The following is a 21,092-nucleotide window of genomic DNA, read 5'->3' on the forward strand; positions in this document are numbered from 1 at the left end:
GGCCGTATGGCCGTCCCTCCCTTGCGGAGTGGTGCAAAGATAGGGACTTTGGAACCGTATTTCCAAGCCCCAGTGTGAACATTTTTCTCGGTAACGCCGTAACTCGCTAGACTATTGGGAGATAATTTTATCCAGATGGACCGAAAATGTGCAGGATATGCCGCAATATGGTCGGAAGCCTGTCCTGGGGCAGCTTTTGCAGGGAAGGGAATATCCATTATCCTTACTCCTGATTGCTTTCTGTCACAGTCCTATCGGGAATGTGCTTCTGGGCGGATTCCGAGGGGTTCTGTTCGATACTCCTTCGGATCTCCTTCGGAACTCGTTCGGAACTCCTTCGGATCTCGTTCGGTTAGAAGCGAACGAGATCCGAAGGAGATCCCTATCAGATCCGAGGAAATTCCTTGGGAGTTTCGAAGGAAAACGGGGGAAATTAGGGGTTGGATATGAATTATACTGGGGTCATTATATTATCTATACTATTATAAATAATATAAGAGAGCATAATCAATCTAAATTCGGAGAGGCATAAGAGCTTATCGCAAAAATTTCATAAAGCAAGAATTGAGGGCTGAGAAAATAATATAAGATGTTAATTAATCTTAAAGCTTTCAGATAAGAAGAACAACCAATTAATTTTCCATTAACTTTAGAAGAGCCAAGAAATCTTATTATGGAAAAAGCGAAATTGACAAGTACTGCTTACACATTCCCAAAAAATCCAATTCTGTTTCGATTTAGTTTTCTGCTGATCCTACAATATATCCTTGCGTTTAATAATGGGGCTTTTATTCCCCTCCAATACGTTAGCAGATTTTTCAAGAAACTATGTTATATCATATTAGACTTAAATCCTGACAACCTTGGCCAAGAAATAGTCTGGGGTGTATGGAAAGTAGACCTGCAGGTTTTAGGACTAATCAGCATTGGAGCCGTATTGGGTACCATAATCTGGGCTTTATTCGATCGCAAAAGGCAAGTATTCCCAAAAGCGCAGTATTTGTTAACAACATTCATTCGGTATTACATCGGATTAATGCTCTTTACCTATGGCTTGGTAAAAGTCATCAAGACACAGTTTCCTACACCATCTATGGTTGAATTGACGAAACCCTTGGGCGATTTTACGCCAATGGGATTAGCATGGTCATTTTTTGGCTACTCCACGGGGTACAATCTGTTCTTAGGAATAGCGGAATGCTTGGCTATTTTGCTTTTGTTTCGAAAAACAGCCACTTTAGGTGCGTTGATAAGCTTTGCAGTCTCTATAAATATATTTATTTTAAACATCTGTTATGACATCCCTGTAAAAATCATTTCAGGGGGATTGATGTTCTTATCGCTTTATCTCTTGCTTCCAAATATTATCCGATTATGGAAGATATTCTTTAAAGGAGAAGCGAGCCAATTGGTTCCTATGCCAAGCCCTCCTATATATAAGAGGTATTTAATAATCCTACTTATCGTAGCGAAGTATATATTGATAGTAGGAAGCATCGGAAGACATTACCAAATAAATGAGCAGACAATCAAATGGCTAAACCAATTCCAGGACAAGAAATTTGAATTGTATGGGGCATACTTTGTTGGTAAAGATCAGCTAGATGAGGCCAAGCAACTTGGTATACCCTCTCGTTGGAAGTACATCTATTTTTTCAACAAGGATCTCATGAAAATAAAATATGATGATGGGACTATGGTAGAATATTCTGCGATAATAGACACGAGCAAGAAGCATCTAAAGATTATAACCAAAAGTGGCGAAAAGGGATTGGATCTATATTATCAAAAAGAGAAAAATGGCGATATGATATGGACGGAAAAGTCAAGCGAAGGCGAGAAGAGCATCCGCTTGACTCGTTACCAAGAAATGGAGAGCAAGCTACTCTCCCATTAATATAATACTGTCCTTATTGGTACTCCATTTAGAAAGCATTGATTCCTGTAATGTCCTGACCTGTTATTAAGAGGTGTACATCATGTGTTCCTTCATAAGTAATCACAGATTCCAGGTTCATCATGTGCCTCATAATTGGGAAATCGCCAACAATACCCATAGCACCCAAAACTTGCCTAGCTTCGCGAGCTACTTGCAATGCCATATGTACATTGTTTCTTTTGGCCATGGAGATTTGCGCTGGAGTTGCTCGGTTTTGTTCCTTTAAGGTGGCTAATCGCCAGGATAACAATTGCGCTTTGGTAATTTCAGTTGCCATTTCGGCCAGTTTTTTCTGTTGTAATTGAAAGGAAGCAATAGGTTTGCCAAATTGTTCCCGTTCTTTAGCGTATTGTAGCGCTGTTTCATAGCAATCAATTGCCGCACCAATGGCTCCCCAAGAAATGCCATATCGAGCCGAATTCAGACAGGAAAGTGGACCTTTCATGCTATTAACCAAAGGAAGTACATTTTCTTTAGGGATAAAGACTTGGTCAAATACCAGTTCTCCGGTTTTAGAAGCACGAAGAGACCATTTGTGCAATGTCTCTGGCGTAGTAAAGCCTTCCATAGCACGATCTGCGATTACCCCACGTACTTTTCCTTCTTCATCTCTTGCCCAAACCACAGCAATATCACATATCGGGGCATTGGTAATCCACATTTTAGCACCAGAAAGTCGGTAACCATCGCCATCAGCAATCAACTTAGTCTCCATTCCCCCTGGATCAGAACCATGATTGGGCTCCGTAAGTCCGAATGCACCAATAAGGTCTCCTGTAGCCAACTGTGGTAGGAAACGTTTTTTCTGTTCTTCAGAACCAAAGGTAAAAATGGGGAACATCACGAGGGAGGATTGCACGGATGCCGCAGACCGTATAGCCGAATCTCCATACTCCAACTCTTGCATGATTAACCCATAAGCCATTTGATCGAGACCAGCCCCTCCATATTCCTCCGGGATAAAAGGTCCTAAAGCACCAATACCTCCCAATTTTTTCATCAATTGGGGAATTTCCTTATGCTCTTGGGCATATTGATCTATTATAGGTTTTATATCCGATTTAACAAATTCGCGTATGCTATCACGAATTAATAGATGCTCCGGATTAAGCAATTCTTCGATTTGGTAGTAGTCCATTTGAATTAGTGTTAAGACGATAGATTTCAGACAACAGATTTAAGATTCCATTTTCCGATCTATAATCTTTAATTTTTAGTTTGTTTTTTATGTGTTGCTGTATTCTTATATATATAGGATGTTTATTTCATCTATTTATTTACTTCAACGTATTAGTTGCCAACTAAAATTAGGGAATGTTTAGAGTATAAAAGCTGATTTTGCTTAAAAAATCCTAGAGAGTAATGAAGATCATTTTTTAAAACAGGTGTTATTTAGCCAGAAAAAGATGTTGGAATCGCACATCATATTGATTGTTAAATATTTATCAAAAGATATTGGGGTACGGGGCAAAATCAAGGAGAATTCGTTAGATTCGATTCTTAAGTAACAAATTTTGGCATGAAAAGATATTATATTCAGTAAAACGTATTGAATAACAAAATATATTCTCTATATTTATTAAAATTTCGAATAATATAAACCACAGCATGACATCAAAAGAATTACAAGCACTTGGAATCGAGGCAGAAAACTTAGGCACATCTACTGGCAGCAAATGGTTTGCAAAAGGAGATATCATCAGTTCGAGTTCACCTACGAACGGGAAACTGATTGCTAAGGTTCAATGTACAACTCGAAAAGAGTATGATAAAGTTATAGAAGCAGCTGAAAAGGCTGAATTAATATGGCGTGATATTCCTGCACCCAAGCGTGGAGAGGTCGTTCGTCAATTGGGTGATAAACTTCGCGAATTAAAGCCTGTATTAGGGAAATTAGTTTCCTATGAGATGGGTAAGTCCTATCAAGAAGGTATGGGTGAAGTTCAGGAGATGATTGACATTTGCGATTTTGCGGTAGGTTTATCGAGACAATTGTACGGAAATACCATTCATTCCGAGCGTCCAGGTCACCGAATGTACGATCAATACCATCCATTGGGCATAGTAGGGATCATCAGTGCTTTCAATTTTCCGGTTGCTGTTTGGTCTTGGAATGCCGCATTAGCTTTGGTTTGTGGTGATGTCATTGTTTGGAAAGGCAGTGAAAAAACGCCGTTATGCGCTGTGGCATGTCAGAAAATTCTTGCTGATATCCTAAAGGCGAATAAATTGCCTGAGGGGATCTCTTCGATTATCAGTGGAGGAGCAGAAGTGGGTGCATGGATGTCGGAAGATGAGCGTATTCCATTGATATCTGCAACAGGGTCTACCCGAATGGGTAAAATCGTTGCTGCAACAGTGGCAAAACGTCTAGGGAAATCCCTATTGGAATTAGGAGGAAACAACGCTATTATCGTTACGCCAAGTTCTGATTTAAAGATGACCATCATTGGTGCTGTGTTTGGCGCTGTAGGAACAGCCGGTCAGCGCTGTACCAGTACGCGTCGATTAATCATTCATGATAGCATTTACGATCAAGTGAAAAAAGCATTGGTAGATGCCTACAAACAAATTAAGATTGGTGATCCGTTGGATAGCAACAATCATATGGGTCCTTTGATTGATACGGATGCAGTTAACATGTACCTATCTGCATTGGACAAGATAAAAGCTGAGGGAGGTAAACTACTAACTAAAGGCGAAGTATTAAAAGGAAAAGGCTATGAAAGCGGATGTTATGTAACACCGGTTATTGCGGAGGTTGAAAATCATTATGAGATTGTTCAGCACGAGACCTTTGCTCCTATTTTATACTTAATTAAATACAGCGGTGAGGTTTCGGAGGCTATTAGTTTACAGAATGGCGTTCGTCAAGGATTATCATCGGCGATTATGACCAACAATTTACGTGAGGCAGAATTATTCTTGAGTCAGAACGGTTCAGACTGTGGTATTGCCAATGTAAACATTGGAACATCTGGAGCAGAGATCGGCGGAGCATTTGGTGGGGAGAAAGAGACTGGAGGAGGAAGAGAATCTGGATCTGACGCTTGGAAAGTTTATATGCGAAGACAAACAAACACAATCAATTATACCAGTAATTTACCTTTAGCACAAGGTATCAAATTTGATTTATAAACAGTAAATATGAGAGAAACACATCAACGTTTAGCAAAACATATACTGGCCGATGGGTTGCCAGTTGTGATAGACCTAGAAAAATCACATGGGTCCTATATTGTCGATGTCGACGGCAAAGAATATTTGGATATGTTCAGCATGTTCGCATCTTCGCCAGTGGGGTACAATCACCCGCACATTGTTGCCAATGCAGAAGCTTTGAAAGATTCTGCCATCAATAAGCTTGCCCTGTCCGACATCTACCCAAAAGAGTATGCCGACTTTGTTGACACCTTTGAACGCGTAGCTATTCCTTCGGAATTGGGTTATTGCTTTTTCATCGATGGTGGTGGATTAGCAGTGGAAAATGCATTGAAAGCAGCCTTCGACTGGAAGACAAGACTTAATCAATCGAAGGGGATTTCTACAGAAGCAAGTCAGGTAATCCATTTTAAACAGGCTTTCCATGGTAGAACGGGATATACTTTATCCTTGACAAATACAAGTGACCCAAGGAAATATCAATACTTTCCTAAGTTCAACTGGCCAAGAATTACCAATCCGAAATTAAGTTTTCCATTAACGGAGGAATCCATTAATGACACGATTGAGGTTGAGAAAAAGGCTTTGGCGGAAATCGAGGCTGCTATAGCAGCTAATCCGAATGATATTGCTTGTTTAATTTTAGAGCCTATACAGGCTGAAGGTGGAGATAATCATTTCCGCAAAGAGTTCTTTCAAGCATTGCGTGATATTTGTGATCGAAATGATATCATTTTGGTTTTGGATGAGGTTCAGACAGGTATTGCCATGACCGGAAAAATGTGGTGCTATGAGCATTACGGAATTATCCCTGATGTTATTTCTTTTGGTAAAAAGACTCAGGTATGTGGTATTCTAGCAAGTAAGGAGAAATTTGATCGCGTGGAGCACCATGTATTCAAAGAATCCAGCCGTATTAACTCTACTTTTGGAGGTAACTTGGTGGACATGGTTCGCTTCCGTTTGATCTTAGAGATTATTGAAAAAGAGAATTTGGTGGAGAAAGCAGCTACTCTAGGTGAGTACTTGCAGAAAAGACTTTCTGATTTGGCAGAGAAGCATGATATGATCACTGCGGTTCGTGGAAAAGGTTTACTATGTGCCTTTGACCTTCCAAGCAAAGAGATTCGTGATAAGTTTGTTCAGGATGCCATGAATAAGCAAATGCTTATTTTAGGTTGTGGTGATTGTAGTATTCGCTTCAGACCGCATCTGACTGTTACGAAGGAAGATTTGGATAAAGCTATTGAGTTGATTGGGGAACTAGTCGATCAAAAAGTCACCGTATAAAGGAACGAGAATATAAATCATTGGCCGCACTTAGAGAATTTTAAGTGCGGTTTTTTTTATGGACAATATTTCAGCGTTCTTTTTTATTGCAAAATAATGATTACAAAACTTTGCAATAAAATCAGTTCGGGTATGATTTTACCCATTCTAGATAAACCGTTTAAGCGTAGCCTAATTTAATACATCCATAATATGAGGGTGATGTTTCCTTAATCTCCAACTTATAATTTCGTCCAGCATATGAAGGGGATTTTACAACAATATTGGGGAATTAAGAGCATTTGTCTACTGAATTCAGTATATTGGCATTAAATCTAATTATGAATTTCTATAGCGAGATTCTCGTTATAGGCAACCTATAAGCTTATCAAACCTTTAATTCTAGCAATCTTAATAAGTTGCTTTTCCATTATCAGCTATGCCCAATCTCGGGAATCTTTTGAAAGTTCATTTCGAGAGTTGAAAACCATGGTGGCCAAAAGAGACTATTACTTAAGGGAAAAGCTTCAGCGTATTGATTTGGCTAAAAGAAGTTTGAATAGTACGAAGAGTGCGACGAAAGAATATCAGCTATCAAAAGATTTATTTGATATGTATATCGACCTGCAAATAGACAGTGCGCTATATTATGCAGAGAACATGCGTCAATTGACCGAAGGTCCATTGGTAGGAGATTTAGAAAAGAGAATCGAATCTACACTTTACACAGCCAAATCCTATACCCTACTTGGCATGTACAAGGAATGTGAGGTTCTTTTGGAACAGAAATTTGAACCTAATATTGCAATCCCAGACCACTTAAAAGAACTTTATTATACGACACATTTGGATTTATATAAAAGTTTGAATGTACAGGTAAATAGTAATCAGCAACAACAGCAATATAAAGTACATATCCAATCAAATCTTGATTCTCTGACCAAGTATGCATCTAAAGGATCCATTTGGTCATCTATTCATCTTTCTAATCAGTTGAAAGCTTCAGGAAAATTGGATGAAGCGCTAGAAATTCTCAAGCCGGTTTGTGATCGGATGAATTCCTCTGACCGAGATCTAGCCAATGTAGCATTTTATATGGCCGACCTATACAGGTTGAAAGGAGATCTGGAGTCTGAAATGCTTCATCTTTCTATTTCTGCCATAACGGATATAGAGCATTCCGTAAAATCCTATGTTTCCTTATGGAAATTGGCTATTCTATTACATGAACAAGGAGATACAGAAACTGCGTATAAATTTATTGAGATATCATTAGAAGATGCCATCTATTGTGGTGCTTTTCGTTGGTTTCAAGCCATTACTCAAGTCCTTCCGAAGATATATGACTCTTATAATGAAAGGCTAATAAACCAAAGGAATGTTATCTTACTTGGTTTCTTTCTCTGTTCCAGTTTATTGGTTGGGATTGGTTTACAATATCGAAAAATCAGAAAAACTAAAAACCAATTAAGTAAAAGCTTAATAGATTTAAAATCTATAAACAAAGAGTTGAATCAAGTTAGCCAATCGTTAAATTATTCCAATGCGAAATTACATCTAGCGAATAGTCAACTTGTCTTTCTGAATAATGAATTGGTTTCTACAGGTATCATTAAAGAAACCTACTTGAGTAAGTTTATTGACCTGTGTTCTGATAATATAGATAAATTAGATGATTACCGAAATAAACTACGCCGATTACTCAAAATTGGCAAGTATGAAAAATTACAAAAAGAACTGAATTCCAAAAGTTATATCGATTCGGAGCAAAAGGACTTTCTACAGAATTTTGATGAGACATTTCTAAAGCTATTCCCTGATTTCGTGGAGGAATTCAACAACCTCTTCCCTCCTACTGATCAGCAAATACTAAAAAAGAATGAATTGCTTAACACCGAATTGCGAATATATGCCTTAATAAGATTAGGCATTTGTGATAGCCATAAAATCGCAAGATTTCTACGCTGCTCTATCAGTACCATTTATACCTATCGTTCAAAAATAAAGAACAAATCATTCGACCCTGAAACATTCGAAGACACTATTCGAGATTATAGAAAGAATCAAGCATTTCAACTTTTGGAAGATTAACAGCTAAAATTTCTATTCCTTCCATAGCACTCTATCCTTCAATATTACCTTTAAATAAACTTAAAGTTAAGCTACTTTGAAGTATCCTTTGTTAGTTCAAATTTTCTAAAATAAGCAAGAATAATCTTAATAATCCCTGTTGAAGCTTAGTTTAAAAAAGTTTGATTTTCACTGTTAAATATTTTTATAAAAAGCTATTTATCAACACTTTAATACCAGACCTTATTTTGATTTTTTTAAGACCAACGTATCAAAAGGGTTTAGTTAAAACTTAATTCATGAAATTTGTTGAAATCAACTTTACGAACTAAAACAATCATGAAAAAACTTAAAAATGCAGTAACACCTTTTCTCCAACGGAAAGGTAACACAGACCAAACCAATCGTAGAAATTATCCTTCCAGATCCAAGCACTATAACTAGTCGGGGATAAAGCAGGGATAATAGCATTCGATTAAAAAGAGCAGGGACTAACCATCCTTGATGTACAAAATTTGATTAATTATTAACTATGAAAATACATTACTTTGTATTAGGGGTTCTTATTGCACTTTTCTTTACAAGTTCAGTTTTTGGGCAGGATAAAACGCTCTCTGGAATTGTAAAAGATTTAAAGACTGGTGAGACCCTATCTGGCGTAAGCGTTCGCTCAAAACTCAAGGGGACAACTGTAGGGACGGATGAAAATGGTGGATTTAGCATCCAAAGTGTTACTAAAGACTCTTTAATATTTAGTTTCATGGGTTATAAAACTCATGTTGAAGCAGTTAAGGACCGACTTGTATTAGAAATCCTTCTATCAGAGGATGATTCGGCAATTGAAGAGGTAACTGTGGTTGCTTTTGGTAAGCAGAAAAAAACGAGCATTGTTGGTGCTATCACCACAGTCAACACGAAAGATTTACAAGTTCCATCATCCAATCTAACATCTGCTTTTGCAGGAAGAATACCTGGGATGATTGCTTTTTCACCTTCAGGAGAACCAGGAGCAGACAATGCGGAATTCTTTATTCGAGGAGTAACAACTTTCGGTTATCAATCATCACCTTTAATTCTTATTGATGGTTTTGAATCAACCACCGATAACCTAGCTCGTTTGCAACCTGATGATATCGAAGCCTTCTCCATCCTAAAAGATGCATCAGCCACAGTTTTATATGGCGCTCGTGGAGCGAATGGGATCATAATGGTTACCACAAAGGCAGGTAAGGAAGGTCCGGTGAAATTGAGTGCTCGTGTAGACTATCATGTTGCCACTCCTGTTCAAGAGATTGACATGATTGATGGTGTTTCATACATGAAATTGTACAATGAAGCACGAGTTACCAGAGACCCGATGTTGGGAACTTACTATTCCGAGCAGAAAATCCAATCAACCATGCGTGGTGAAAACCCGATGATAAATCCCAACATTGATTGGTACAATACGCTATTCAACAAATCAGTAGACAACAAGAAGGTCAACTTAAATATTTCCGGTGGTGGACAGGTAGCTACTTATTACGTGGCATTTGGTGCAGATAAAGAAGCGGGGTTATTAAGGGTAGACAACAAGAATAACTTTAACAACAACATTGATATTGGTCGATATAATGTTCGTACGAATGTATTGTTTAAATTGACACCAACGACCAAACTAGACACAAGAATTCAAGCACGATACGAGAAATACAATGGCCCATTTCATTCGGCCAGCAGTATATTCAATATGATTATGAATATTAATCCGGTTGATTTCGCACCCTATTATGAGCCGGATGCAGCCAATCTTTATACGGAAAACATACTGTTCGGGAATAAGTATACAGAGTCTGGCTTAATGCCAAACCCTTATGCGGAAATGGTGCGTGGATATGAAGACCGTAATGAGAACAATGTCATTGCACAAGCAACACTTTCTCAGGATTTGGACTTTATAACCAAAGGATTAAAGTTTCAAGGTAAAGCCTCGGCAACAACATGGAGCCGTTATGCTGGAAGAAGGAGTTATGATCCATATTATTATGATATCGATGTCAACGATTTCAATCAAGTAACCGGTGAATACAAATTATTTCTTTTAAACCCTACTTCTGGGAAGCCTTATTTGGGAAATGTAATTCCTAGTCGTAATTCCAATGGACACTTTTATTTTGAAGGTCGTTTCAATTGGGATCAAATCTATGGTAACCATAGCATCTCTGCTATGACTGTAGGTATGATGGAGGAGAAGTTATTGACAGCAGGAAACAGCACATCCATCTATGAGACCTTACCTGAACGAAACATGGGGAATTCAGGTCGTTTTTCATACAGTTTCGATGAACGCTACTTTGCGGAATTTGCCTATGGTTTTAATGGTTCTGAGAAGTTCACGGGTAATAAGCGATATGGTTTCTTTCCATCATTTGGAGCTGGATGGATGATTTCTAATGAAAAGTTCTGGCAGAAATTTGCTCCTGCGGTAAACATGTTGAAATTACGAGGTACTTGGGGTATTGTTGGTAATGACGCTATTGCGGGACGCTCAGGTCGTTTCTTCTACCTTTCCGATATCTCTTTAGGTGGTGCTGGCTATACTTGGGGAAGTACATTTAACAATGAATACGGCGGCTATACGACAAATCGTTATGCCAACCCGAATATTACCTGGGAACAATCGGAAAAGATTAACCTGGGTTTTGAATTGGGATTATTTAATAGTGCGTTAAAGATCGAAGGAGATTTCTTTAAGGATTATCGTAGTAAGATCTACATGAGTCGCCAAAATTTTCCGTCTACAGCAGGTTTAGAAGCTGCTATCAGTGGCAACGTTGGAAAGGTAAATTCTCAAGGCTTCGATGGTATGGTTGAATTCAACAAGACCTTCAGCCCTAGCTATTGGTTATCTCTACGTGGTAACTTCACCTATGCTACGAATAAATATGTGGCATTAGATGAGAAAGATTATCCAGATGAATACCTAAAGCGTATTGGAACAAACATCAATCAACCACGAGGATTGATTGCAGAGCGTCTATTTGTGGATGAACATGAGATTGCAAACTCACCAAAACAAGATTTTGGAGAATATCTGGCAGGAGACATCAAGTATATGGATGTGAATTCTGATGGGCTTATTAACAGTAACGACTATGTTCCAATCGGTCATCCGACAGTCCCAGAGGTTCAATATGGATTTGGAGCATCCATGGGCTACAAAGCAGTAGATTTCTCTTTCTTTTTTCAAGGGAATGCCAGAACATCCTTTTTTATCAATGCAGGCGATCAAGGGATTGCTCCCTTCGTAGATCATCGGAATGCCCTTTCCATTATTGCCAATGATTATTGGAGTGAAACCAATCCTAACATTCATGCCTTCTGGCCACGATTATCCACCAATGCTATTGCAAATAACACGCGTAACTCGAGTTGGTGGTTACGAGATGGCAGCTTCCTTCGCTTGAAGTCAGTGGAACTTGGCTATAGTCCAAAAGGCTTAGAGCGTTTCGGTATCCGCAAAGGGTCTAGGATTTACCTAAGCTCCCAAAATGTCTTAGTGTTGAGCAGCTTTAAATTATGGGATCCAGAAATGGGAAGCAAGGGATTAGGATATCCACCGAATAGAAGATACAACTTAGGTTTTCAATTAATTTTTTAATAGGAATACGATGAATAAAGCCATACTAGCCGCTATTTGCGGTATAGCCATATCCATATCGGGATGTACCAAGTATTTAGATGTAGTACCCGATAACACATTGAAATTAGAGAATATTTTTAATCTGAAGCAGGATGCTTACAATGCTCTTGCGAAAGTTTACAGTTACATCCCTGATGACGACCTAACACATAACAGTTCTTGGTTGCTTGGTGACGAATGGTTAGCTCGTTTGGATCTAAACAACAGTTCAAATTACTTACGTGGGATTCGTATCATGCGGGGTTTACAGTCTCAAACATCTCCTTTGTTGGGCTATTGGTCTGGAACGGGTGCTGGGAAACCCATGTACGAGGCCATGCGTCAAGCAGATATATTTCTGGAAAACATTGGTAATGTGAAGGACATGACGGATCAAGAAAAAAGAGAATGGTCCGCTCAGGTAAAATTCTTGAAGGCCTATTATGCTTTCCAATTGGTGAAGCAATATGGCCCAATTGTTATCATGAAAAAAACAGCCAATCCAGAGTCAACAAAAGATGAATTATTTATCCCACGTTCAACCGTAAAGGAAAGTTTTGATTTTATCCTAGGGCTAATTGAGGAAGCTATGCCTGATTTGAAGGAACGTGTATTAGAGAATGATTTGGGACAAATAGACCGTGTTGCTGCCAAAGCCATCAAAGCTCGTATTCTCGTTTACCAAGCAAGTCCATTCTTCAATGGTAATATGGAGTTCTTCGGAGATTTTGTCAATGCTGAAGGGGAACCCTTCTTCCCGATGAATTACGATAAGGAAAAATGGAAGTTGGCTTTGGACGCATTGAATGAAGCAATTGCACTTGCAGAACAAAACGGCATGGGCATGTATACTTATCCAAAAGAGGCATTTCTATATGATAGGGAATCTTTCAGTAAGAACCCTGATAAGATGAAGGTCCTATATGATTTGCGAATGGTTATTACAGACCCTTGGAATAAGGAGCTGATTTGGGGAATCTCAGGCATTAACTTCCGATCAGCTGGCTTAGGTGCTGCTGCGAACATTCGACTACCTATAGGTTATGGCGATGGTCTTGCCAATAGTAGTTCACAATCCTTTCAATGGCTAGGTGCATCCTACCAAATGGCAGAACGCTATTACACGCAAAATGGTTTACCTATCGATGAAGATCTAACCTATGATTTAAATGGTATACATGATGTTGTTCGTCTTCCTGGTGTCAATGATTCGGAATATGAAGAACTTGAGGGCTATATGCAGCCGGGTGCTGAAACCATCAATCTGTACTTGAATCGAGAGCCTAGGTTCTACGCTAATTTGGGAATAACAGGAGGCTTTTGGCGAGCGCATGGGGTGCGAATTAATACGCAGTTTTATTACAATTCTGATGGTGGCAGAAGTTCATCTTATTTTCCAAGTGATTTCTTGGCTTCTGGAATTGGCGTTCAAAAACTAACCCATCCGGAATCACAATCTGGAAACTGGGAACGCGTAATTAAATATCCTTTACCATTAATTCGTATGTCTGATCTGTACCTGATGCGTGCCGAAGCCCAAAATGAATATTATGGCCCTAGTGAGCAGGTTTATGAGGATATAAACAAAATCCGTCGCCGTGCAGGGATTCCCGATGTACAAGAATCCTGGGGAAATGCAAGTTTGACAAGAACCTTAAACAAACACCGCGATAAAGAAGGTTTAAGAGACATTATATTACAAGAGCGTTCTATTGAATTTGCATTTGAAGGATTAAGGTTCTGGGATATGTGGAGAACCAAGCGGGCAACACAAGCCTTTTCATCACCTATTTGGGGATGGGATACAGATGGCAAAGATGCAAAGACCTTTTTTGTATTAAGTGTTAAACAGCAAAGACGATTCACCTTGACCGATTACTTATGGCCAATTGATCTCAACGAAATCAATACCAATAGTAAGCTTATTCAAAATCCAGGATGGGTTAATTAAGCAAAATTAGGTCATTAGTAAATGATGTATCATTCCAATAAATCTGAATAACAATGAAACGTAAGACAAATATATTATGGTTTCCAGCAGTTTTCATCGTGCTTTTGGGCATGTTGAATTCCTGCAAGGAAAAAGACCGATATAACATCAATATTGAAGATAGTACCCCTCCGGGACCTGTCACCTTAAAACATTACAAATCGCTTTATGGTGGAGCTAGATTATTTTATAACATCCCTAAAGACGAAGATCTACTTTCAGTAGAGGCTGAATATACAAACAGTCAGGGCAAGACCTTTAAGTTCAATGCTTCCTATTTCACGGACTCTTTGGATGTATATGGTTTACCAAATACGGACATGCATACGATTCAGGTTTATGCTGTAGATCGAGCTGGGAATAGATCCACTCCATTGGCGGTAAATATTGAACCACTTGAGCCTGCATACCAACGAGTAGCTCGTTCCATGGAAGTAAGACCAGGATTCGGTTCTTTCTTTGTGGATTGGAAGAATGAACTTAAACAGGATATCAACGTATATGTAGATTTTGAATTCACCGATAATAGTGGACAACGTAATGTGACCTCTATTTTCAGTTCAAAGGCTGATGCTGATCGTCGTTTTATCCACAGTTTAAATGATATTGCGTCCAACAAGGTAAAAGTAAAGGTTAGAGTTGAGGATCTATATGGCAACATTACTGAACCTATTGAAAAAGGAGAAGTAACCCTATTGAGAGATGAGTTGGTTCCAAAGAAAATGTGGAAACTGCCGAATCCAAATGATTCCATTGGAGGAGTTCCTATGGTATTTGGGAATGATTTTGAAGGTAGAACGCGCTACACCATTGATGGTATTATTAACAAAGGAGAAGATTTCAATTTCATGCATACAGGTGGTCGAGGAAGAACTGGGAAGTTAGCTGATCGCAACATGCCTTGGAACTTGATGATTGACTTGGGAGATTATTACGAATTAAGTCGTGTTGTAACCCATCAACGCCGTTATGGTTCAGCATCTTTAGGTATTCGAGGACAATATTACCGTTCAGAAAATGTGGGTTCCTATAACATGTATTATTGGGATGAAGACATTGATGATTGGGTTCTGATTGGATTCCATAGCATTCCAATTCCATTAGTTCCAAGTGATTTGGATGTTGTAAAAGCAGGTGAAGCTGGTGATATGGCTTACATGTATCCTGATTATCCCGCATTTACAAAGAAAACACGTTGGTTCCGATATGAAGCAGTTTCTGACTTTTTATCAAATTATACAGGAACAGGCGCTAATGGTCTTTCAGAAATCACTTTATACGGAAGAAAAGCAAGCAATTAATGAAAGCCAAGTGCACTAAATAACGGTTTACTCCAATAATGCACACCTAAATAATATAGGAATGAAAAATATTTTAATAATAAGCATCCTTGCCTGGCTCATCCTGTTAGGCATGAATTCCTGCAACAAGGGAATGTATGATAATATCGAGAAGTTCGGAGAGGAAAAGGTTTACCCTGCGAAGTTCGACACCATATCAGGTAAAATTGGTTTTGAGCGTGTAGAGATTGACCTAATGAAAGCAGGACGAATTCCTAGTAATCAGATTTACTTAGGAAAAGCTAGTAAAACGATTGTCGAATATGACAAGGAACGGATAACAATTGACTCTGTAGTTTCTTGGATTAATATCCCGAACCTGACATTGTCCAAGCTTTATCGCTTCAGAGTTTACACACAAGATGAGTTTGGTAACAAGTCTGTTCCGCAGGAGATCGCATTAATACCATATACGAAATCGGAATTGACAACTATTGCGGTACAATCCCCAAGGATTTTTGCCTCTCCAACAACCGCTGTTTTGGATTGGGCAAATAATATATCTTCCATTCTGTTAACCTATTGTGATTTGAGATTCTCATATGTGGATCAGACAGGACAAAAACATGAAGGAACACGAGCAGAAAACCCAAGAATCTTTGCAGGTAATTTAAAGACTGGTGATGAGATCAATGTAGATGTGGATTATCGCGTAGTACCTAAGGTCAATGGGATAGAAATTTTAGATACCGTTATTCTGAAACAAGAAGTAAGTTTTTATATGCCATCTGCATCTACAACATTCTTACCAGCTGAGGCAGATGTATTAAGAAAGAATGGCGTTACTACGTTCAATGCTGCTGGGGTTGCCAATATCAAAAAGCTTACTTTTCCAATTCACACCCAAAGTCTACAAGATCTTTTTTACTTCTCCAACTTAGATGAGATAGATCTTACTGGAGGTACTCTTTTTGAAATGACCACGGTTAATTACAATAACAATGGCATTTCTGCTAGTATAGGTGGTGGACCATTTTTACCATATGTTCGTCGTTCGGGAAACATGGCAGATGTAAATGCGCAGTTCTTAGTTGATTTACTGGAGAACAAAATGGTTAAAAAAGTAAAGTATATTCCGCATTCCTTGGGTATTGACCATTTAATTCAGCCATATATAGAATCTGGTTTAGTAACCTTGGTAAACACAGAAAATGAACCAGAGCTTCCTTTGAGTTCGTTGATTACTGGGCAATTGCAAGCGACCAACTGGAAGATCGATTTGGTAAAAAATCCGAGTAGTTATCCTGCTGGTAATAACTTGAAGAATGTAATTCAAGTTATACCAAGAGATCGGGCAGCATCATTTATATTTAAGATTCCGTTGGAATATCAGTTCAACTCTGACTTATATCCTTATTTAAACTTCAAAGTGTTTGCACCTGATAAGAGTCATTTCCCAGGAGTATATGATAATTTCCGTGCTATCTGGCCACGTTTTATGAATCGTTTGTGGGCATTCCCTTCAGAAAGTCCCTATGGTCAAGAGTTATGGCAACCAGGAAAAACAGACAATAAACTAACCGACAGCCAGCTTGGCAAGTGGGTTGATATGAAAATTGACCTTAGTTTAATGAAGAATAAACACAATCGTGTCATTGTGATCAACATCGGTGGTGAACCTGCAATAACCGGAGGTTATAAACCAGCAAAAGATATTGTGTATTACTTTGCCAATTTCCGTTTATCAAAAAATTAAATTTAAGGTAATGAAAAACAAAAGCATATTAAGCATTCTCCTTCTGTTTATTACAGGTGTAGTATTTTCATTTACAAGTTGCAGTAAAGAGAGTCCTGAGGAAACCAAGCCAAGCTCATTATTAAAAGCTACTGAGGTGGCGATACATTTAGTCAACGAAAAGCAAGAAGTTCTTACGGGGGATGCTACAGTAATAATTTCGAAACGCCGACCGGATGTAAATATGTTGGTACCTCGAGAAGAAAAAACAGTCAATACCGGCAAGCTAACTTACAGAGTTTTTGAGGATACTGAGATTCGAATTACTGTTTTGAAGAAAGGATACAACCCGATTTACAAGGATCTTATTGTGAAGCCTTCGGATCAGACCATTTCAATTGTCCTTACGCCAAAATCAGGGTTAACAGTTTTGTCTTACAATGTAAAAGATGGATTTGGTGGTAAGATTTCTAATAACTTGACGGCGTTTAGCAATTGGGTAACTAAATTAGACCCGGATGTTATAGTCTTTCAGGAACTCGTAGGTTTTAAAAAACAAGAACTTCAAGAATTTGCCAAGACTTATGGTCATGATTTCAGTTATTTATTGAAGGAAGAAGGATATCCAACAGGCATAACATCCAAACAAGTAATAAAAGATGCAGAAAGCATTTTGATAAAAAGCAATTACCCTCCTTATCGAGTTCATGGCTTTATACGTGCGGAGACATTTGATCTGAATATATTAGCAGTACATTTTTCTTCACAGAGCAATGATCTTGTATTCCAAGAGGCGAATTATGTTGTAGACTTAGCAAAAGAATTGGAAAAAAATGCTCCAGTTTTAATTGCAGGAGATTTCAATTCTATTACACCAGTTGATGAAGCGATGCTGGGTAACAAATCTTGGTTAGGGAGCATGCAGAAATATCGCCCAAGTCGAGTACCATTCGATTACAGAACAATGAAACTATTTGAGGATAGCCCTTTTAAGGATGCTATTTCGCAATTAAATAATAAATATTATAAAGCAAGTTTTCCAACAAGGACAGATTACTTGAGCAGTGATTTCTTAGGGTTTCGATTAGACTATTGTTATCTTTCTGAGTCATTAGCCAAGCAATGTGATTATGTAGAAATTCTTCAAGATTCTTATAGCAATACAGCCTCAGATCATTACCCATATTTAATGCACTTTAAAGCCCAATAAAAACAAACCCTAGTCTAAAAATAGTATTGGTCGCAATCCTTTTATGGATTGCGACCCTTTTTAATTTATAAGGAATAGTAAAGCAATTTCTTTAAATCAGCTTGGTTATTATTTTGTTTGGAAACAACAGAAATGGAAAAATGGCGACAAAAGTATGGTTATAAGGGACACGCAAATAAGGTCAAATTTGTACCTTTGTAAATTATGTCGGATATTATTCAGTTGCTCCCAGATTCAGTGGCCAATCAGATTGCAGCGGGTGAGGTTGTGCAAAGGCCAGCATCGGCGATCAAGGAATTGATGGAGAATGCTATCGATGCAGGAGCAGATCATATAAAGCTTATTATAAAGGATGCCGGGAAATCGCTTATTCAAGTGATAGATAACGGCTGTGGGATGAGTGTTACAGATGCACGCTTATGTTTTGAGCGTCATGCTACATCAAAGATCCGTAAAGCAGAGGATCTATTTGCCATTCGCACGATGGGATTCCGTGGAGAGGCCATGGCTTCTATAGCCGCTATTGCACACGTAGAACTTCGTACGAGACGCATTGAAGATGAGTTGGGTACGGTGTTAGAAATAGAAGGTTCAGAAGTAATACAACAGTACCCTGATCAGGTGGCTGCGGGGACTAGCATTTCTGTTAAGAACCTTTTTTTCAATATTCCAGCTCGTAGGAACTTCTTAAAAAGTAATTCGGTTGAATTACGTCACATTATTGATGAATTTCAACGAGTGGCATTAGCACATCCAAACATATTCTTTTCCTTACATAGCGATGGAAATGAATTGTTTCACTTACCTAAAGAAACCTTAAAGCAAAGAATTGTCCATCTGTTTGGAAACAATTACAACCAAAGACTTGTTCCTGTAGAAGAGACAACTACCATATTGAACATCAAAGGATTTATAGGGAAGCCTGAATTTGCAAAAAAGACTCGAGGTGAGCAGTTTTTCTTTGTAAATAACCGCTTTATAAAAGATCCCTATTTGAATCATGCTGTCATGAATGCCTATGAGGAGATTCTACCTGCGGAGACTTATCCTTTGTATGTATTATTCATTGATATAGATCCATCAAAGATCGATATCAATGTCCATCCAACGAAAACAGAGATCAAGTATGAGGATGAGAAGGCTATTTATGCCATCTTACGTTCAGCAGTTAAGCGTAGTTTAGGTCGATTTAACATCGCGCCTACTTTAGACTTTGAGCAAGAGACGGGTTTTAATAATCTGATCACGCCAAAACCATTGGAGGAAATTCAGATTCCTACGATTAACTTCAATCCGAATTTCAATCCTTTTGATGATGGTCGACCAAAGTCTACTCGCAGCTATACTTATCCAGAACAATTGGAAAAGAAGAGCAGCATTCCACAGAATTGGGATACCCTATATCAAATCACCGAAACGGAGGAAGCGGAGCAATTAAGCTTACATCCGGAGGAGCCTGCTAAAGAAAGTGCGGTAATACAGCCTTCTGACCAACCGAAGAAACAATTTTTTCAGTTGCATAATCGTTATATCGTATCGCAGATACATTCAGGCTTTATGTTGATTGATCAGCAGGCGGCACATGAGCGTATTCTCTTTGAACAGTTTCAACAACAATTGCAGCAAAATCAAGGTGTTAGTCAACAGAGTTTATTCCCTCAAACCATTGATTTAACGGCTGCAGATTTTGCTTTAGTACAAGATATCTTACCTGAAATTCAGGCATTAGGATTCCAATTAAGGCCATTTGGTAAAAGCACCTTTATTGTCGATGGAATCCCTGCAGATTTAGAGAAAATAAACGAGGGGCAGATCATTGAGAAGTTGCTGGAAGACTTTAAGAATCAGAGTGATCTTAAACTCAGCAAACGGGAGAAATTAGCAAAAAGCTTAGCTAAGAATGCAGCCATAAAACAAGGAAGTAAATTGGACAATGAGGAAATGGAAGATCTAATAGATCGTTTATTTGCATGTGAAGCACCAAATATTTCTTTGTCCGGGAAACCTGTTATTATTACCATTACCTTACAAGAATTAGCCGAACGCTTTGGCAGAGGCATTTAAACAAAATATAGAACTATGAATAATTTCTTTGGAAATTTACCTGTTGTTACCAAGAACCTGTTGGTTCTAAACATCTTGTTTTTTATTGCCTCTTGGTTGTTGCCAAGTCTTATTATACATCTGGGGGTATTTTATCCTGACTCTCCCAACTTTCAGATATGGCAGCTGGTGACTTACATGTTTATGCATGGAGGAATTGGGCACATTTTCTTTAATATGTTTGCTTTGGTGATGTTTGGTTCTACCATTGAGCGAATTTTGGGTGCCAAACGGTTCTTAAACTTCTATTTAATCTGTGGATTTGGGGCATTGGTGATGCAATATGGCATCCAAGCAATCGAGGTTCATCAATTAACTGGATCGATTCGTCCCTTACATGAGTTGGGTAACGATGTAATAAATCAACTATCGCAAGTTGATTTTGAAGCCTTGCAGTCAATTTATGGCACGCCTTTGGTAGGTGCATCCGGGGCAATCTATGGTTTACTTCTAGCATTCGGATATTTATTCCCAAATGCAGAATTAATGCTGATATTTTTCCCAGTACCCGTGAAAGCCAAGTACTTTATTCCAATCTTAATTGTTATTGAAGTTTATCTAGGTTTTTCACAAAGCGGTTCATCCATTGCTCACTTGGCACACGTAGGTGGAGCATTGTTCGGATTCATATTATTAAAACTCTGGAAGATACGCAGAACGAATTATCATTAGC

General features: G+C 38.5%; 13 protein-coding genes. 11 read left to right on the forward strand and 2 right to left on the reverse strand.

Annotation, left to right across the window (positions count from 1 at the left end; translation table 11 throughout):
• A partial coding sequence (locus ABD676_RS14755) for a hypothetical protein (RefSeq protein WP_344675500.1) occupies window positions 1-218 on the reverse strand: 218 nt, incomplete at its 3' end.
• A 455-nt stretch (window positions 219-673) separates the two neighbouring features.
• Between ABD676_RS14755 and ABD676_RS14760 the strand changes: the two genes are divergently transcribed.
• On the forward strand, window positions 674-1,897 hold the full coding sequence (locus ABD676_RS14760) for a hypothetical protein (protein WP_344675501.1): 1,224 nt from the start codon (window positions 674-676) through the stop codon (window positions 1,895-1,897).
• 28 nt (window positions 1,898-1,925) lie between these two features.
• Here the strand turns inward: ABD676_RS14760 and ABD676_RS14765 are convergent, their stop codons facing one another.
• Window positions 1,926-3,077, reverse strand: coding sequence for an acyl-CoA dehydrogenase family protein (locus tag ABD676_RS14765; RefSeq protein ID WP_344675502.1), 1,152 nt, complete (start codon window positions 3,075-3,077; stop codon window positions 1,926-1,928).
• A gap of 470 nt (window positions 3,078-3,547) precedes the next feature.
• On the opposite strand from ABD676_RS14765, the gene amaB reads away from it, so the two are divergent.
• From amaB to ABD676_RS14815, 10 genes are all read left to right on the forward strand, one after another.
• Complete coding sequence (gene amaB / locus ABD676_RS14770; RefSeq protein WP_344675503.1) at window positions 3,548-5,077, forward strand: L-piperidine-6-carboxylate dehydrogenase; 1,530 nt, start codon at window positions 3,548-3,550, stop codon at window positions 5,075-5,077.
• Window positions 5,078-5,086: 9 nt separating this feature from the next.
• Window positions 5,087-6,391, forward strand: a complete 1,305-nt coding sequence (lat, locus tag ABD676_RS14775; protein WP_344675504.1) for an L-lysine 6-transaminase — start codon at window positions 5,087-5,089, stop codon at window positions 6,389-6,391.
• 468 nt (window positions 6,392-6,859) lie between these two features.
• Window positions 6,860-8,461: a DUF6377 domain-containing protein gene (locus ABD676_RS14780; protein WP_344675505.1), complete on the forward strand. Its 1,602-nt coding sequence runs from the start codon at window positions 6,860-6,862 to the stop codon at window positions 8,459-8,461.
• A 511-nt stretch (window positions 8,462-8,972) separates the two neighbouring features.
• Complete coding sequence (locus ABD676_RS14785) at window positions 8,973-12,080, forward strand: SusC/RagA family TonB-linked outer membrane protein (protein WP_344675506.1); 3,108 nt, start codon at window positions 8,973-8,975, stop codon at window positions 12,078-12,080.
• Window positions 12,081-12,090: 10 nt separating this feature from the next.
• The gene (locus ABD676_RS14790; RefSeq protein ID WP_344675507.1) at window positions 12,091-14,052 is read left to right on the forward strand and encodes a RagB/SusD family nutrient uptake outer membrane protein; all 1,962 of its coding nucleotides are present in this window, start codon (window positions 12,091-12,093) and stop codon (window positions 14,050-14,052) included.
• A gap of 53 nt (window positions 14,053-14,105) precedes the next feature.
• Entirely contained in the window at window positions 14,106-15,392 is a 1,287-nt protein-coding gene (locus ABD676_RS14795; protein ID WP_344675508.1) for a DUF4959 domain-containing protein, read from the forward strand.
• Window positions 15,393-15,453: 61 nt separating this feature from the next.
• Window positions 15,454-17,127, forward strand: coding sequence for a DUF4998 domain-containing protein (locus ABD676_RS14800; protein WP_344675509.1), 1,674 nt, complete (start codon window positions 15,454-15,456; stop codon window positions 17,125-17,127).
• Between the two features lie 10 nt (window positions 17,128-17,137).
• A complete protein-coding gene (locus ABD676_RS14805; protein WP_344675510.1) occupies window positions 17,138-18,316 on the forward strand; it encodes an endonuclease/exonuclease/phosphatase family protein in 1,179 nt (392 codons plus the stop codon).
• Between the two features lie 204 nt (window positions 18,317-18,520).
• Window positions 18,521-20,380 carry a DNA mismatch repair endonuclease MutL gene (gene mutL, locus ABD676_RS14810; RefSeq protein ID WP_344675511.1) on the forward strand — a complete coding sequence of 620 codons (1,860 nt, stop codon included), beginning with the start codon at window positions 18,521-18,523 and terminating at the stop codon, window positions 20,378-20,380.
• A 15-nt stretch (window positions 20,381-20,395) separates the two neighbouring features.
• On the forward strand, window positions 20,396-21,091 hold the full coding sequence (locus ABD676_RS14815; RefSeq protein WP_344675512.1) for a rhomboid family intramembrane serine protease: 696 nt from the start codon (window positions 20,396-20,398) through the stop codon (window positions 21,089-21,091).
• Window position 21,092: the final 1 nt, after the last annotated feature.

This window comes from Sphingobacterium kyonggiense, from assembly GCF_039536825.1.
Classification (GTDB): domain Bacteria; phylum Bacteroidota; class Bacteroidia; order Sphingobacteriales; family Sphingobacteriaceae; genus Sphingobacterium; species Sphingobacterium kyonggiense.

What these genes read in the sequence shown, in the direction of transcription:
- ABD676_RS14785 (WP_344675506.1), top strand. Translation starts at nt 8,973, where the DNA reads ATGAAAATACATTACTTTGTATTAGGGGTTCTTATTGCACTTTTCTTT.
- ABD676_RS14760 (WP_344675501.1), top strand. Translation starts at nt 674, where the DNA reads ATGGAAAAAGCGAAATTGACAAGTACTGCTTACACATTCCCAAAAAAT.
- amaB (WP_344675503.1), top strand. Translation starts at nt 3,548, where the DNA reads ATGACATCAAAAGAATTACAAGCACTTGGAATCGAGGCAGAAAACTTA.
- ABD676_RS14765 (WP_344675502.1), bottom strand. Translation starts at nt 3,077, where the DNA reads ATGGACTACTACCAAATCGAAGAATTGCTTAATCCGGAGCATCTATTA.
- lat (WP_344675504.1), top strand. Translation starts at nt 5,087, where the DNA reads ATGAGAGAAACACATCAACGTTTAGCAAAACATATACTGGCCGATGGG.
- mutL (WP_344675511.1), top strand. Translation starts at nt 18,521, where the DNA reads ATGTCGGATATTATTCAGTTGCTCCCAGATTCAGTGGCCAATCAGATT.
- ABD676_RS14805 (WP_344675510.1), top strand. Translation starts at nt 17,138, where the DNA reads ATGAAAAACAAAAGCATATTAAGCATTCTCCTTCTGTTTATTACAGGT.
- ABD676_RS14790 (WP_344675507.1), top strand. Translation starts at nt 12,091, where the DNA reads ATGAATAAAGCCATACTAGCCGCTATTTGCGGTATAGCCATATCCATA.
- ABD676_RS14815 (WP_344675512.1), top strand. Translation starts at nt 20,396, where the DNA reads ATGAATAATTTCTTTGGAAATTTACCTGTTGTTACCAAGAACCTGTTG.
- ABD676_RS14780 (WP_344675505.1), top strand. Translation starts at nt 6,860, where the DNA reads ATGGTGGCCAAAAGAGACTATTACTTAAGGGAAAAGCTTCAGCGTATT.
- ABD676_RS14800 (WP_344675509.1), top strand. Translation starts at nt 15,454, where the DNA reads ATGAAAAATATTTTAATAATAAGCATCCTTGCCTGGCTCATCCTGTTA.
- ABD676_RS14795 (WP_344675508.1), top strand. Translation starts at nt 14,106, where the DNA reads ATGAAACGTAAGACAAATATATTATGGTTTCCAGCAGTTTTCATCGTG.